Raw genomic sequence first — 14,605 nt, forward strand, 5'->3', positions numbered from 1 at the left:
GGCCGGACTGCGATGCGTTTTCTCTTTGTTCACGGTACGGGGGTGCGGCGCGAGCGGCACGACAGACTGTTCGCGCTGGTCAGGGAACGGCTGACGGACAGATTCCCCGGTGCGGCCGTCGAATCCTGCTACTGGGGCGACCGGTTCGGTGCGACCCTCGGCGCGGGCGGCCGCTCCGTGCCGGGAATGCGCCCCGCCCCGCAGGACGCGCCCGACCCCGTCGACGCGGAGACCGCCGAGTGGGCGTTGCTGCTCGCCGACCCGCTGTGCGAGCTGCGCGTCCTGGCCGAGGCGGGCTGGGAGGGCACGGGCGGGGCCGAGGACGACGACGGCTTCGCGATGCCCGGCGTACAGGCGGCCGGGCCCCGGGTCCTCGGGCTGCTGGAACGCCTGCCGTCCGAGCCGCCGCACAGCGGGGACGAGCTCGGCGCGCTGCTGCACGGCACCGGCCTCGCCGCCGGCTACGCCGCCGCCCTGGACTCCACCGCACGCTCCGCCGAAGCCGCCCGGGCCGGGGCCCGCGCCGCGGACGAGCCGCAAGCCCGCGAACTCGCCACCGCCCTCGCCCGGGCCGTGACCGCCGCCGCCCTGGCCGGCGCCGGGGGCGAGGCCGACTGCACCGGCACCGAACGCGACCGCCTCGTCGACCTGCTCACCACCCGCCTCGGCGGCGACGGCCGGGTCCCCGGCGCCCGCGTGGCCGCCGTCCTCGGCCGGCTCGCCCTGCGCGTCACCGCCCAGCCCCTGCTCGACGCCCGGCGCGGCTCCCTCACCGTCGGCGCCACCCCCGTGCTCGGCGACATCCTGCGCTACCAGGCCCGCGGCCACGAGCTGCGGGACTTCCTGCACGCCACGATCACCGCCGGTCCGGGGCCGACCGTACTCATCGGCCACAGCCTCGGCGGGATCGCCCTGGTGGACCTCCTCACCCTCGCCGCCGCCCGCGGCGAGGCCGTCCCCGGGGCCCGGCTGCTGGTCACCGTCGGCTCCCAGGCCGCGTTCCTGCACGAGCTCGGCGCGCTGACCGCGCTCGAACCCGGCGCGAAGCTCCCGTACGGCTTCCCGCGCTGGCTCAACGTCTACGACCGCCACGACGTGCTCGCCTACCTCGCCTCGCCCGTCTTCCCCGGCGACACGCGCGTCACCGACCACGAGATCCGCAGCCGGCAGCCCTTCCCGGCCTGCCACAGCGCGTACTGGAAACAGGACTCCCTCTACGAGCGGATCGAACAGGCGGTGGCCGAGGCGGAGATCGGGTGACCCCCGCCGGCTTCCTGCCCCCGGCCCTCGGACCGCAGCGCACCTTCGCGCTGGTCGCCGGGGTCGAGCGCTACGACATCAGCCACCGCTGGAACCTGCGCGGTCCGGCCCGCGACGCCCTGCGCTTCGCCCGGTGGCTGACCGGCCCCGCCGAGGTGCCGCCCGGCAACGTCCGGCTGCTGCTGTCCCCGCTCGACGAGCCCGGCGACCTCGACTGGACGGACTCTCCGGCGATGACCGCCCTGCGCACGGCCTGCCGGCCGGCGACCGAGGAGAACGTGAAAGCGGCGCTGCTCGACGAACTCCCGCAGTGCGACGGCGATCTGCTGTGGATCTTCTGGGCGGGACACGGCTACCTCGGGCCGCACCAGGAGCTGATGCTGCCCTGCACCGACGCCCGCCCCAGCCAGATCAGACACCTCAACCTCGATTCGGCGCTGCGCTGGTGGCGGACCGACCTCGTCAAAGCGCGCCGCTTCCCGCTCCAGGCCGCCCTCGTGGACTCCTGCCGGGTCGACGCGCCCCGCGACACCCGGTGGAACTTCGGCACCACCGACTACGGCGGCGGGAGTTCGGTGCCGGGCCGGCGTCAGTTCCGGCTCTACGCCTCCCGCGAGGGCGAGGTCGCGCAGAACGACCCCGAGCGCGGAGCCGGCCGCTTCACCGAGGCCCTCCTCGGCGAACTCGGCGGACGGTCCGTACGGGAGAGCGTCAGCGGGCTGCCCGGCGCCGCCCTCAGCATCCACCGCACCTTCCAGGAGCTGCGCGAGCGCGGCGAGGGCTGGCAGCTGCCGCAGTTCATCGTGGACCGGGACTGGGACGCCTGCTCCTTCCTCGACGACGACCTGTCCGGCCCCGGGCCGGCCGGAGCGGCCCGGCTCGACCAGGCGGCCTGGGACGGGCTCGGCGAGCTCTTCGACGGCCGCGAGCTTCCGCGCTGCGTCTACGAGGCCTACGCCTGGGCGTTCAAGGCCGCCGGCTGCACCACCCCGGCGTGCGGCGGTCTGCCGGGGGACGGCCTGCTGGAGGTGGTCCAGGACCTGGACGAGCGCCAGGGCGGGCGCGGCGGGATGCCGCTGGCGGTGCCGTTCGTACGGTTCCTCGCGGACCGGGCGGCCGCGGCGGGCGACGCGCGGTGGGCGGCCCGGCTGGTGGACTGGGTACGGGCCACCCGCGAGCGCCTGGCCCTGCCGGTGCTGGCCCCGCCCCCGCCCCCGGCCCGCCGCACGGTCGTACACGTCCGGCTGGAGACACCGCCGGGCGGGGAGGCCGGGTACCTGGCCCGGATGTGGCTGCGGGGCGAACGGACCGAACACATCTGGGAGTCGGAGGGGAAGCCGGTACGCCTGGAGGAGGTGCGGGAGGAACTCGTACGCCGACTCGCCCTCGTCGGCGCGCCGGCGGCGGGCGGCGGGGCCGGGCGGCAGGCGTACGCCGCGGTGGACCGCGTGGAGTTCCACGTGCCGTACGAGCTGCTGGACGCCGACTTCGACCAGTGGCCGGTGCCCCGCGGCCCGGCCGGGCGGCGCCGCGCCCTCGGCCTGCTCCACCAGGTGGTGGTGCGCTGCCCCGAGGAGCGGGCGGACACCCGGGCCGAGTGGCACACCTCCTGGCGCTGGCTGCACGCCCAGGGCGGCCGTCACCCCGACGCCGTACGGGTCGTGGCGGACGCCGAGGTCACGGACGCGCTCGGGATGGACCTGGCCGCGCGGCCGGCGCCCGCCTGCGTCCTCGCGCACACCACGGCCGCCCCGCACGCCGGACTGCTGGAGGCCGTACTCGAGGGCGGCCTCCCGGTGGCCGTGTGGCGGCGCGGGGGCGGCGTACCGGCGCCCGAACTCCTCGACCTGCTGGCCCCGGCCGGGCCGGACGGCCGCCCCGACCCCGGCGCACTGGACGTACTCGCCCTGCCCGCACGCGTGCGGGACGTGCGCCGGGCGGCCGCCGGCGCCGCCGCGGGAGCCGCACGCGCCCACCAACCATCCGCAGGGGCAGACCGGTTGGTGCTCCTGTGGGACGATCCCGACGACGTGCCGGGCCTCCGGTCCCTGGCCTGACCCCGACCACTGACAGACGGCGGAATCGAAGAGGGAGGCAGAGGCAGTGGCGAAGGACTGGTGGCTGTACCACGGGACCGGCGAGGGCACGGACCGGCGTGCCCGCCTGGAGGCCGGACTCCCGCCACCCTGGCGGGACTTCACCGGCGTCCCAGACCCGGGGTACGCGCCGGCCGGGTGCGCGGGAGCGGCCTGGGAGCGTACCTGGCGGCGCGGCGAAGGATACGTGCCCGACGAGCCGGAGAAGGACGTGGTCAACACGGCCCTGCACCTGCGCAGGCCGCTGCTGGTCACCGGGAAACCGGGCGTCGGCAAGTCCACGCTCGCCTACAGCATCGCCTCCGACCTGAACCTGGGCCCCGTACTGCACTGGCCGATCACCAGCCGGACCGTACTGCGGGACGGCCTGTACCTGTACGACGCCATCGGGCGCCTCCAGGAGGCCGGGCTGGAGCAGCTGCGCACCCCGGGCATGCCGCCCGCGGCGGTCCCCGCGGATCCGGGGGCCGGCGTACCCGCCGCCCCCTCGATCTCCCGCTATCTGCGCCTCGGACCGCTCGGCACCGCCCTGCTGCCGCAGGACCGGCCCCGCGTGCTGCTCGTCGACGAGATCGACAAGAGCGACATCGACCTCCCCGGCGACCTCCTCACCGTCTTCGAGGACGGCGGCTTCCTCATCCCCGAACTCGCCCGCCTCGCCCAGGAGGACCCCACCGTCGCCATCGGCACCGACGACGACCCCGACGCGGTCGCGCGGATCACCCAGGGCCGCGTCCAGTGCCGCTACTTCCCCGTCGTCGTCCTCACCAGCAACGGCGAACGCGACTTCCCGCCCGCCTTCCTGCGCCGCTGCGTCCGCCTCCACCTGGAGCCGCCCGGCCCGGACAAGCTCGCCCGCATCGTGCGCCGCCGGCTCGGCGTCGACATCGCATCCGGTGCGGAGTACCAGGACCTCGTCCGGGCCTTCCTCGACCGTGGCGAGGACGGGGACCTGGCCACCGACCAGCTCCTCAACGCCATCCAGCTCCGCCTCGCCGGCGCCTGGTCCGCGCCCGCGGACCGCGACCGCTTCCTCGACACCGTCATGCAGCACCTGACCGGGCCCACGGCGTGATCGAGAAGCTGCTCGCGGCCCTCGCCGACGGCGCCGACGACAGCGTCCCGTACGCCGGTATCGGGGCCGAGGAGATCGCCGACATCCTGTGGCTGGCGGCCCGCGTCGACCCGGCCGGGGCCCGCCCGCCCGGGGTGCCCGGAGCCGACCCGCAGGGGCAGCAGCCACCTCCCCCCGACCCCCCGTCACCCGAGACCCCGCCCGCTCCCGGGGACGGCGCGCCGCCCTCCGGCGAGCCGGGCGTCCAGCTCTTCCCCGCCGCCCGCCGCCACCCGAGCGGCAAACCGGCCGACGGCGGACCGGAACGCCGGGGCTCACCCCTGCGGCTGCCCCGGGCCGCCTCCCTCGACGACCCGCTCGCCCTGATGCGCGCCCTGCGGCCCGTCGGCCGGCGCTCCATCGGCGGCCCGGGAGAGGAACTGGACGAGCAGCTCACCGTGGAACGCAGCATCGAGCGGATGGTGCCGACCCCGGTCCTGCGCCCCGCCGAGAGCCGCTGGCTGGACCTGGCCCTGGTCGTCGACACCCACCACTCCATGCTGCTCTGGTCGGACCACGTGGACGAGCTCCGCCGCGTGCTGACCCGCAGCGGGGTCTTCCGCGACGTCCGCACCTGGCAGCTGACCGGCACCGGACCCGGAGCCACCCCGATGGTCACCCGCGGCCACGGCGGCCCGCCCCGCAACCCCCTCGAACTGGCCGACCCGGCGGGCCGCCGGCTGATCCTCGTACTCTCCGACACCGTGGCGGGCGGCTGGCGTCAGGCGCCGGTGCAGCGGATGCTCCGGCACTGGTGCGCGCACAACGCCGTGGCCGTCCTGAACGTCCTGCCCGAACGGCTCTGGACGCGCGGCGCCGTCCGGCCCGTCCCCTTCTCCGTCCGCGCCGACCGGCCGGCCGCCGCCACCCGCTCCTGGCAGCGGATCCCGGTCGCCCGCCGCGCCCGCGCCGGGCGCCGCCGCGCCGCCGCGGCCGTCGTCCCGGTGGTCGGTGCCGCCTCCGGAAGCCTGGCCCGGCTGGTGCGGGTGGTCTCCGGGGACGGCCGGTGGCGGCGGCTGGCCTGCCTGCGGCTCGACGCCGAGCCGGGCGCCGCGAGCGGCCCGGAGGAGCCCGCCCCCGGGGGCGGCCGCAGCGCGCTGGAGGTGGTGGAACACTTCCGGGCGAACGCCTCCCCGACGGCCCAGCAGCTCGCCGCCCACCTGGCCGCCGTACCGCTGACCCTGCCGGTCATGACCCTGGTCAGGCGCTCCCTGCTGCGCGACTCGGAGCACGGCCACCTCGCCGAGGTCGCCCTCGGTGGGCTCTTCGAGGACTGGGGGGCCGAACAGGACGCCGGGGAGGCCGAGTTCGAGTTCCTGCCCGGCGTACGGGAGGCCCTGCTCGGGTCCCAGCTGCGCGGGGACGTGGCCGCCGTACGGGAGCTGGTCCGGCGCCGCGTCTGGGAGTTCATGGCCCGCAACCGGCGCACCGGCCCGGACTTCTCCGCGACCCGGGTCACCACGGGCCGGGACGGCCGCCGCCGGGTGCCCGAGGGGGCCCTGCCGTTCGCGGCGCGGCCACCGCGGGATCCGGGCCTGACGGACCGGGTCGTCCGGGTCCGCTACGACACGATGCCGGAGCCCCAGGAGGTCGGCACCCTGCTGACGCCGCGCCTCGTCGTCACGGTCGGGGACGCTCTGCTCGCGCCGGGCGCGGTGGCCTGGGTGCGGCCCGGCGACCGGGAGATCCCCTGCCGCGCGGTGTGGTGGGACGACGCCGTGCCCCGGATGATGCTGCTCCAGGCCGACGAGGACCTGGTGGATCCGGCCGTCTGCGCGGATCCGTTGCCCTGGCTGCCCGCGGACCACGACCTGGCCCGGGTCCGGATCGACGGCCGCACCGACCAGGGGGACCCGGCCTCGCTGACGGGTGAGGTGGTCCCGTACGAGGGGGACCTCAACGGCGAGGTGGTGCGGCTCTCCGCGGAGCCGGAGAACTGGACGCACTACCGCGGCGGCCCGGTCTCCCGCAACGGCGCGCTGATCGGTTTCGTCCACACGGTCTGGCCCAACCGCCTGGTGTTCCTGCTGGCCGACGCCCTGATGGAACAGCCGGGCTTCCGCGCGGTGCTGGAGCGTTCCGGGCCGGCCGGCGAGACGGGGAGTGCGCTGTGCCTGGCGGTGCTGCCCGGCGCCGACGGCGCGACCCCGATCGGGAGCTCGCCGACCGCGGAGACCCGGGACATGCTGGTCGAGCTCATGACGCGGACGGAGGTCGCCGGTCGCCTGACCGGGGGCGAGTCGGACGCGCCGCTCCTCCTCGCACTGGACGCACCGGGCGCCCACGCCAAGGCGGGCAGGCTCCTGGCCCAGCTGCCCGCGGTCATGCTGGGGTACGGAAACCGGCGTATGGACGGCATGCACCCGTCCCTCGCCGTGGCCGTCGGGATCGGGACCGAGGAGACCAGCCGGTTGGTCCGGCGTCCCGGAGTCCTCGGACTGTTGCGCCGGAAGGCGTCCTCGGGGGGTCTCACCCTCGCCGTCTCCCACCGTCTGCACGAGGATCTCGCAGGCCTGTTCGGCTTTCCCGCCCGGCTCACCCGGGAGCGGCTGGGCGCCGCGGACGAGGGCTGGGTGTGCTTCGGCCCGGAACCCGTTGCCGAGTCGCTCGGGCAGGTACTGGCGGAGGCCGACCGGCTCCTGGACGTGGCCGTCGACTGGCCGACCTGTGGATTCGAGGCCTCGGAGGCCGAGCCGTGGGTCTGCATCGGGATCCGGCTGCCCGGGTACGAGCGGTGCCTGGCGCACCTGGGGGCCGAGGAGCAGCGGGACCACCTCGCCACTCTGGTGCCGGGTGCGCCGGTGGACTTCCGGGGCACCACCTTCGACCACGGACTGCTTCCACGGCTGCTCACGGCGCTGGAGCCCCGGGGCCGCGGCCCCGCCAGGGTGGGACCGGCGGCCTTCGACCGGGCCTACTTCGTCGACGACTGGAACCGGGCGGGCATCGAGTTCCCGGGCCGGGCCACCTTCGTCCGGGCCGTGTTCGGGGGGCGGGCCCGTTTCACGGGAGCCACCTTCGGCGGGCCGGTGTCCTTCGACGGCGCGGTGTTCCAGAACGCCGGTGACTTCGAGATGACCCGGTTCCATCGTGCGGCAACGTTCCGCCGGACACGCTTTCGCGGATCGGCGGGGTTCAAGGAGGCGGTCTTCCTGGAGGACGTCTCCTTCGGCCGGGCCGTGCTGGAGGCCTCCGCGGATCTGTACGCAGTACAGGTGGCCGGGGCGGCGGACTTCTCCGGGGTGGCCTTCGGCGGCGTGGCCGGGATGAGCGGGGCCGGCTTCGCCGGGCCCGTCTCCTTCGCGTCCACGACATGGCGCCGCGGGCTGATGTGCAGCGGAGCCGTGTTCGAGGGGACGCTGGACTTCGGGAGGGCCGGCTTCCGCGGGACGGTCCGTTTCGACGGCGTGCGCTTCGAGGCGGTCCCTGACTTCGCGAGCGACATGCCGGGCCAATGGGACGTCGAGGAGGGCCCGGACGGCACCTGGAACATCGAGCTGATCACCACCGACCCGGGATGACCGGCCGCCCGGGCCCGGGGTCTCAGGACCCGCTGTGCGAGGCCTCCAGCTGCCGCTCCGGCAGCCCCTCGGCCACGGGCAGGCTCGCCTCGATCTCGTCCAGGGCCCGGCGGGCCGTGGCGATCCGAGCCCTGACGTCGGGATCCGTGCCCGGAGCCGGGGCGCGCTTCTCCTCGTCCTCCATCTCGCGTGCCTCGTCGAGGGAGTTGAGGACGACCCCGATGAGCACGTTCACCAGCACGAAGGAGGCGAGCAGCGCGTACGAGGCGTAGTAGATGATGCTCAGCCGGGAGATCTGCAGTCCCGCGCGGACCGCGTCGGTCAGGCCGTCGAGCGTGGTCAGCAGGAAGAGGGTGAGCATGGCGCGGCCCACCGAGCCGTAGTGCCCGGGGTCGGACTCCGCGAAGCAGACCCAGCCGACCATCGCGTACACGTAGAGCACCAGCGCGCCGACGAACAGGAAGCTGGCGGTACCCGGCAGGCTGCGGCCGACGGCGACCAGCAGGATGCGCAGGTGCGGCAGGAAGCGGGCCGTGCGCAGGACCCGGGCGAGGCGCAACAACCGCAGCAGGGTGGTGTTCTCGCGGACGAGCGGGATGAAGGCGGAGGCCACGACCGCGAGGTCGAAGAGGTTCCACGGATCGCGGAAGAATGCTTTCGGCCGGTCGGCGCACGCGCCCACGCGCAGCAGCATCTCCAGGGTGAACAGGGCCAGGCAGCAGTTCTCCGCGCCCTGCAGTACGAGCCTGTACTCCGTGGCGAGCCCGCTGTACGTCTCCACCCCCATCAACGCGGCGTTGAAGAGGATCGCGCAGAAGACGACCATCCCGAAGGCGGGGGCCTCCGTGGCCACCCGGCATCGGGCTGCCAGCTTCATCCGGCCACGTCCGGCCGGCTTCGGGTCTGTCATCGTGCTCCTCGTACTCGCGTCTGAGCCGCGGGCGAAACGGCGGCCCAGCCTTCTAACGCCCCACGGGCGATCGGGTTTCACCCCTTTCTGCCCGTCAATGCGCCGAACCGCCCCGGGTAGGTCCGAGTCCGGCCACCACGGCGGGCGGCATCGCTCACGTGCGTTGCGTGAACAGTCGGGTGATCCTCGGGTGGGGTGGGCCGTCGGCGCATATGCTCGCCTCGTACATCCGCACTCCGTACATCCGCACTCCGTACATCCGTACACCGTGCATGTGTGCTTCCGCACGCCTCGCAGCCGTAAGGGGACCGCGCCGTGAGTGTCCGAATTCAACCCTCCTCCCAGGTCGACGAGAGCGCCGAACTCGGTGAGGGAACCACGATCTGGGATCTGGCGCAGATCCGTGAGGACGCCCGGCTCGGCCGCGGGTGCATCGTGGGGCGCGGGGCGTACGTAGGGCCCGGCGTACGGATCGGCAACCACGTGAAGCTGCAGAACTACGCGCTCGTCTACGAGCCCGCGGAGCTCGGCGACGGGGTCTTCATCGGCCCCGCGGCGGTGCTCACCAACGACTTCTACCCGCGTGCGGTCGACCCCGAGGGCCGGATCAAGCGCGACGGCGACTGGGAGGCCGCCGGTGTCGTGGTCGCCGAGGGGGCCTCTCTCGGGGCCCGTTCGGTGTGCGTGGCCGGGGTGCGCGTCGGGCGCTGGGCGCTCGTCGCGGCCGGGGCCGTGGTGTCCAAGGACGTACCGGACTTCGCGCTCGTCGCGGGCGTACCGGCCCGGCGGATCGGCTGGGTGGGCCGGGCCGGGGTCCGCCTGGTGGAGCGCGAGGGCGAGCCGGGCACCTGGGAGTGCCCGCGCACCGGAGCGCTGCACGAGGAGAAGGACGGCACGCTCATCGAGCGAACCTGACGGAATGTCGGCAATCCAGGGCACCGGCATTTCCTCAAAACCACAATCAACGAACATCCGCGGGCATAACGTGTCCCTGCACACGGGATCTGAGCAGGCAACAGGCCATGTTCAGTGGGGGGTTGTGTACGACGAGGGCACCGAGGGCAGTGCCGTGGCCGGCGTGGCTTCGCCGCGCCCGCTGACACTGCCGTTCACGCGTGTCCCGGTCCGAGGCATCGCTGGGGGGATCCAGACGGCAGCCTCCGGACGGTTCGTGCCTGCGGCGTGACATCGCCGCGGGCGCGGACGCCGTCATGCGCAGTCCCCCTCCACGGAGTGACGACCGCCAGGTCCGTCCGAGGAGAACGATCAGAGGGGGTAGGTGTGTTGGAGCCGTACAGCTCGGACATACGGGGTGCGGGGAGCACCAGGGGAGTCGGGGTGGGGACCCGATGAACACCACACGATTAGAGGCACTGGCCCAGGAGGATCCGTCGCTGCACGCCCTCGCCGAGCGGCTGCTCGCGCTGGCCGAGGCGGGGCTTCCCGCGATGTACCTGCCGGACGCCGAGACCTTCGTGTTCACCAGGGCGGGGGTCGTCTCACCCGACGGCACCCGCGGCCTGGAACAGCGGGGAACGAGCACCCGGTACGCGGCGATCACGGCACTGGGGGCCCGGTTCCTGCCCGAGGACCGGCAGCGCGCGCTCTTCGGCGGACGCTCCGCCGAGGAGTTCACGGGCGTGCTGGTGGAGCGGCTGCCGGGGGTGGTGAACCTCGGCGACGCGGCGCTCGTCGCCTGGGCCGCCGCCGAGACCGGCCACCCCAAACTGGCCGACGCACTCGACCGGGTGGCCTCGCTGGACCTGCCCGGGCGCCCGCAGTACACGGTCGAGGCGGCCTGGGCGCTCTCCGCCCTCACCGCCGCGCGCGCCGTGGTGGACGTGGAGGACCGCCTCAAGGTGGCCCGGAAGCGACTGCTGGCGGCAAGGGCCGGCGACAGCCCGCTCTTCCCGCACGCCACCGGTCCCGGGCTGGTCCCCGGCTACCGGTCCCACGTGGCCTGTTTCGCCGACCAGACCTATCCGCTGCAGGCCCTCGCCCGGCTGCACGCGAGCGGCGGCGACCCGGAGGCCCTCGCGGCCGCCGACGCCTGCGCCGCCCGCATCTGCGAGCTGCAGGGCGACGGCGGGCAGTGGTGGTGGCACTACGACGCCCGCGCGGGCGGCGTGGTGGAGGGCTACCCGGTCTACAGCGTGCACCAGCACGCGATGGCCCCGACCGCCCTGTTCGACCTGGCCGAGGCGGGCGGTACGGACTTCGGCGCGGCGATCCGCCGCGGCCTGCGCTGGATGACCGACGTGCCCGAACTCGCCGGGCCCGCCGGGACCCCGCGCGAGCCGATGATCCGCGAGGACTTCGGCGTCACCTGGCGCAAGGTCCACCGCGGCGATCCGAAGAAGGCCGTCCGGGCCGCCCGCGGGCTCACCACCCGGGTGGCACCACACGCGCGGCTCGCACCGCTCGACCGGATCTTCCGGCCCGGCGCGGTGGACCGCGAGTGCCGCCCGTACGAGTTCGGCTGGATGCTGTTCGCCTGGCTCGGGGGTCCCCGGAGATGACGCGACGACAGACCCTCTTCGGGGTCCCCCTCGACCCGCTGACCATGGACGAGACCGTGCAGCGCTGCCTCGACGCGGTGCGCCGCGGCGAGCAGATCGAGATCGGCATGGTCAACGCCGCCAAGCTGGTCAACATGCGGCGCGACCCCCTCCTCGCGGAGGCGGTCGCCGGCTGCGACCTCGTCCTGGCCGACGGCCAGGCCGTCGTCTGGGCCGGCCGGGTGCTGGGCGTCCGGCTGCCCGAACGGGTCGCGGGCATCGACCTGTTCATGCGGCTGCTCGCCGCCGCCGAGGTGGCGGACATCCCCGTCTACCTGCTCGGCGCCCAGGAGGACGTCCTGGAGATGATGCTCGGGCAGATCTCCGAACGCTTCCCGAAGCTGCGGGTGGCCGGCAGCCGCAACGGCTACTTCGGCGATTCCGACCAGGAGGCGATCGCCGATGCCATCGCCGGCAGCCACGCACGGCTGCTGTTCCTCGGCATGACCTCGCCCAAGAAGGAGATCTTCACCGCCGGCTACGGCAAGCGCACGGGCGCCCACGTCGTCCACGGCGTCGGTGGCTCCTTCGACATCCTCGCCGGCATCACCAAGCGAGCTCCCCTGGTCTGGCAGCGGATGGGCCTCGAATGGTTCTACCGCACCCTCCAGGAGCCGCGCCGTCTCGGCAGGCGCTACCTCACCACCAACGCTGCCTTTCTCCTCATGACGGTCCGGGAACTCATCCACCGCACACCGTCTGCCGGTTCCGCGAACAGGAGTTGCTGATGCGCGTCGTCGTCGTGGGACAGGGATACGTCGGACTGCCGCTGGCCATCCGGGCCGCCGAGGTCGGACACCAGGTGATCGGGTACGACGTGGACACCCGGCGGGTCAAGAGCCTCGCCGCCGGGGAGTCGTACGTGGAGGACGTCTCCTCCGAACGGCTGGCCCGCGCACTGGCGCGCGGCACCTACCGCGCCAGTGAACTGGCCCGGGACTGCGGCGGCTTCGACGTCGCCGTCGTCACCGTCCCGACACCTTTACAGGACGGAGCCCCCGACCTGCGCTACATCGAGGAGTCGGCGCACACCCTGGCCCGCTTCCTGCGCCCGGGTGCGACCGTCATCCTGGAGTCCACCACCTACCCGGGCACCACCGAGGAACTGTTCGCGCCCATCCTGGAGGACGGCTCCGGGCTCACCGCGGGCGAGGACTTCCACCTCGGCTACAGCCCCGAGCGCATCGACCCCGGCAACACCGTCTGGGGCTTCCAGCAGACCCCCAAGGTGGTCTCCGGCGTCGACGCCCGCTCCCTGAAGGCCGTCGAGGCCTTCTACGGGGAACTCGTCGACACCATCGTGCCGGTGCGTTCCCCCAAGGAGGCCGAACTGGCCAAACTGCTGGAGAACACCTTCCGGCACGTGAACATCGCCCTCGTCAACGAGATCGCGATGTTCGCCCGCCATCTCGACATCGACGTCTGGCAGGCCATCGAAGCCGCGTCCAGCAAGCCCTTCGGCTTCATGAAGTTCACCCCCGGCCCCGGCGTCGGCGGCCACTGCCTGCCGATCGACCCCTCGTACCTCAACTGGCGGGTGCAGCGCGAGCTCGGCCAGAACTTCCGCTTCGTCGAACTCGCCAACGACATCAACAACCACATGCCCGAGTACGTGACGCGCCGCGTGATCGACGCGCTCAACGCCAAGCGCCGCTCGGTCAACGGCTCCAAGGTCCTGCTGCTGGGGCTCGCGTACAAGAAGAACACCGGCGACGCCCGGGAGTCGCCCGCCGTCCGCATCGCGCAGCTGCTCCTCGACATGGGGGCCAAGGTCCGCGCGGCCGACCCCCACGTGGTGGAGAGCATCAAGGTCGACGCCCGCCTCGTACGGGTCGAGCCGACCCGCAAGGAGCTGGCGGCCGCCGACGTGGTGGTCCTGCTCACCGACCACGACTCCTTCGACTACGAGATGGTCACCGAGCACGCCTCCTTCGTCCTCGACTGCCGCAACCGGGTCTCCGGACCCACGGTGGAGGTGCTCTGACCCCATGACCAGGATCGTCTGCGTGGCCGGTGCCCGGCCCAACTACATGAAGATCAAACCGGTGATGGACGCACTGGAGCGCCGCGGCGCCGAGGTGATCCTCGTCCACACCGGACAGCACTACGACGAGTCCATGAACGACGTCTTCTTCCGCGACCTCGGCATCCGGCCGCCCGACCGGTACCTGGGCGCCGGATCCGGCAGCCACGCCCAGCAGACCGGCCGGGTGATGGCCGCCTTCGAGCCGCTGCTCGACGAACTGGCCCCGGACGCCGTCGTGGTGGTCGGCGACATCAACTCCACCCTGGCCTGCGCCCTGGTCACCGCGAAGGCCGGCCCGCTGCTGGCCCACGTGGAGGCCGGTCTGCGCAGCCGCGACTGGAGCATGCCCGAGGAGGTCAACCGGGTCGCCACCGACCGGCTCAGCGACTACCTGCTCGCGCCCTCACCCGACGCCGCAGTGAACCTGCGGGCGGAGGGATACCGGGACGACCAGATCCACGTCGTCGGCAACGTCATGATCGACACCCTCCTCGCCAACCTGGACCGGGCCCGGCAGTCGGACATCCTCGACCGGTACGGGCTGACCCGCGGCGGATACGGCCTGGTCACCCTGCACCGGCCGGCCAACGTGGACGACCCCGGGGCGCTGCGCGGCCTGCTGAAGGCCCTGGGCGAGATCGCCGACCGCTGTCCGCTGCTGCTGCCCGTGCACCCGCGGGCCGCCGAGCGGCTCGCCGAACTGGGCGTACCCGGCGGCATCCGGCTGGTGCCGGCCGCCGGGTACCTCGACTTCATCGCCCTGCAGGACTCCGCCCGCGTGGTGCTCACCGACTCCGGTGGCATCCAGGAGGAGACCACCGCCCTCGGGGTGCCCTGCGTGACCCTGCGGGAGAACACCGAACGCCCCATCACCGTGGAGGAGGGCACGAACGCGCTGGCGGGCACGGACCCGGAGCGCATCACGGCCACCGTGCACCGGGTCCTCGACGATCCGCCCGCGCCGCGCTGCCCCGCGCTCTGGGACGGCCGGGCGAGCGAGCGGATCGCCGCGGTCCTGCTCGACGGGCCGCCCGCGCACAACCGGCCGCGCCCGACCGACCTGGTCGCGCGCGGGGCGGCCACCGATCGACAGCACGTGCTGTAACCGCAATTCGAAGGG

10 protein-coding genes are annotated in these 14,605 nt (G+C 73.8%); 9 read left to right on the forward strand and 1 reads right to left on the reverse strand.

Annotated elements, in window-relative coordinates; all coding sequences use genetic code 11:
* Positions 1-42: 42 nt before the first annotated feature.
* The 4 genes from ACGFZK_RS04675 to ACGFZK_RS04690 are packed head-to-tail and all read left to right on the forward strand — an operon-like array spanning position 43 to position 7,991.
* Complete coding sequence (locus ACGFZK_RS04675; RefSeq protein ID WP_393847378.1) at positions 43-1,260, forward strand: hypothetical protein; 1,218 nt, start codon at positions 43-45, stop codon at positions 1,258-1,260.
* The gene (locus ACGFZK_RS04680) at positions 1,257-3,317 is read left to right on the forward strand and encodes a hypothetical protein (RefSeq protein ID WP_393847379.1); all 2,061 of its coding nucleotides are present in this window, start codon (positions 1,257-1,259) and stop codon (positions 3,315-3,317) included. Before ACGFZK_RS04675 ends, ACGFZK_RS04680 begins: the two co-directional genes overlap by 4 nt.
* 46 nt (positions 3,318-3,363) lie before the next feature.
* Positions 3,364-4,431: an AAA family ATPase gene (locus ACGFZK_RS04685; protein ID WP_393847380.1), complete on the forward strand. Its 1,068-nt coding sequence runs from the start codon at positions 3,364-3,366 to the stop codon at positions 4,429-4,431.
* Entirely contained in the window at positions 4,428-7,991 is a 3,564-nt protein-coding gene (locus tag ACGFZK_RS04690; RefSeq protein WP_393847381.1) for an SAV_2336 N-terminal domain-related protein, read from the forward strand. The genes ACGFZK_RS04685 and ACGFZK_RS04690 overlap by 4 nt, the downstream gene beginning before the upstream one ends.
* A 22-nt stretch (positions 7,992-8,013) precedes the next feature.
* Here the strand turns inward: ACGFZK_RS04690 and ACGFZK_RS04695 are convergent, their stop codons facing one another.
* Positions 8,014-8,901, reverse strand: a complete 888-nt coding sequence (locus tag ACGFZK_RS04695) for an ion transporter (RefSeq protein WP_393847382.1) — start codon at positions 8,899-8,901, stop codon at positions 8,014-8,016.
* 315 nt (positions 8,902-9,216) lie between these two features.
* Between ACGFZK_RS04695 and ACGFZK_RS04700 the strand changes: the two genes are divergently transcribed.
* The 5 genes from ACGFZK_RS04700 (at position 9,217) to wecB (ending at position 14,590) form a co-directional block, all read left to right on the forward strand.
* The gene (locus tag ACGFZK_RS04700) at positions 9,217-9,816 is read left to right on the forward strand and encodes a DapH/DapD/GlmU-related protein (protein WP_393847383.1); all 600 of its coding nucleotides are present in this window, start codon (positions 9,217-9,219) and stop codon (positions 9,814-9,816) included.
* 434 nt (positions 9,817-10,250) lie between these two features.
* Positions 10,251-11,420, forward strand: coding sequence for a hypothetical protein (locus ACGFZK_RS04705; protein WP_393847384.1), 1,170 nt, complete (start codon positions 10,251-10,253; stop codon positions 11,418-11,420).
* Entirely contained in the window at positions 11,417-12,187 is a 771-nt protein-coding gene (locus tag ACGFZK_RS04710) for a WecB/TagA/CpsF family glycosyltransferase (RefSeq protein WP_393847385.1), read from the forward strand. The genes ACGFZK_RS04705 and ACGFZK_RS04710 overlap by 4 nt, the downstream gene beginning before the upstream one ends.
* The gene (locus ACGFZK_RS04715) at positions 12,187-13,443 is read left to right on the forward strand and encodes a nucleotide sugar dehydrogenase (protein WP_393847386.1); all 1,257 of its coding nucleotides are present in this window, start codon (positions 12,187-12,189) and stop codon (positions 13,441-13,443) included. Before ACGFZK_RS04710 ends, ACGFZK_RS04715 begins: the two co-directional genes overlap by 1 nt.
* A gap of 4 nt (positions 13,444-13,447) precedes the next feature.
* On the forward strand, positions 13,448-14,590 hold the full coding sequence (wecB, locus tag ACGFZK_RS04720; RefSeq protein WP_393847387.1) for a non-hydrolyzing UDP-N-acetylglucosamine 2-epimerase: 1,143 nt from the start codon (positions 13,448-13,450) through the stop codon (positions 14,588-14,590).
* Positions 14,591-14,605: the final 15 nt, after the last annotated feature.

Origin of the sequence: Streptomyces sp. NPDC048257 (assembly GCF_043201855.1) — a bacterium.
In the GTDB taxonomy this organism is placed as follows: domain Bacteria; phylum Actinomycetota; class Actinomycetes; order Streptomycetales; family Streptomycetaceae; genus Streptomyces.

Excerpts from the sequence above, each read along its gene's own strand:
- ACGFZK_RS04710 (WP_393847385.1), top strand. The coding sequence starts at position 11,417 with ATGACGCGACGACAGACCCTCTTCGGGGTCCCCCTCGACCCGCTGACC.
- ACGFZK_RS04695 (WP_393847382.1), bottom strand. The coding sequence starts at position 8,901 with ATGACAGACCCGAAGCCGGCCGGACGTGGCCGGATGAAGCTGGCAGCC.
- ACGFZK_RS04705 (WP_393847384.1), top strand. The coding sequence starts at position 10,251 with ATGAACACCACACGATTAGAGGCACTGGCCCAGGAGGATCCGTCGCTG.
- ACGFZK_RS04715 (WP_393847386.1), top strand. The coding sequence starts at position 12,187 with ATGCGCGTCGTCGTCGTGGGACAGGGATACGTCGGACTGCCGCTGGCC.
- wecB (WP_393847387.1), top strand. The coding sequence starts at position 13,448 with ATGACCAGGATCGTCTGCGTGGCCGGTGCCCGGCCCAACTACATGAAG.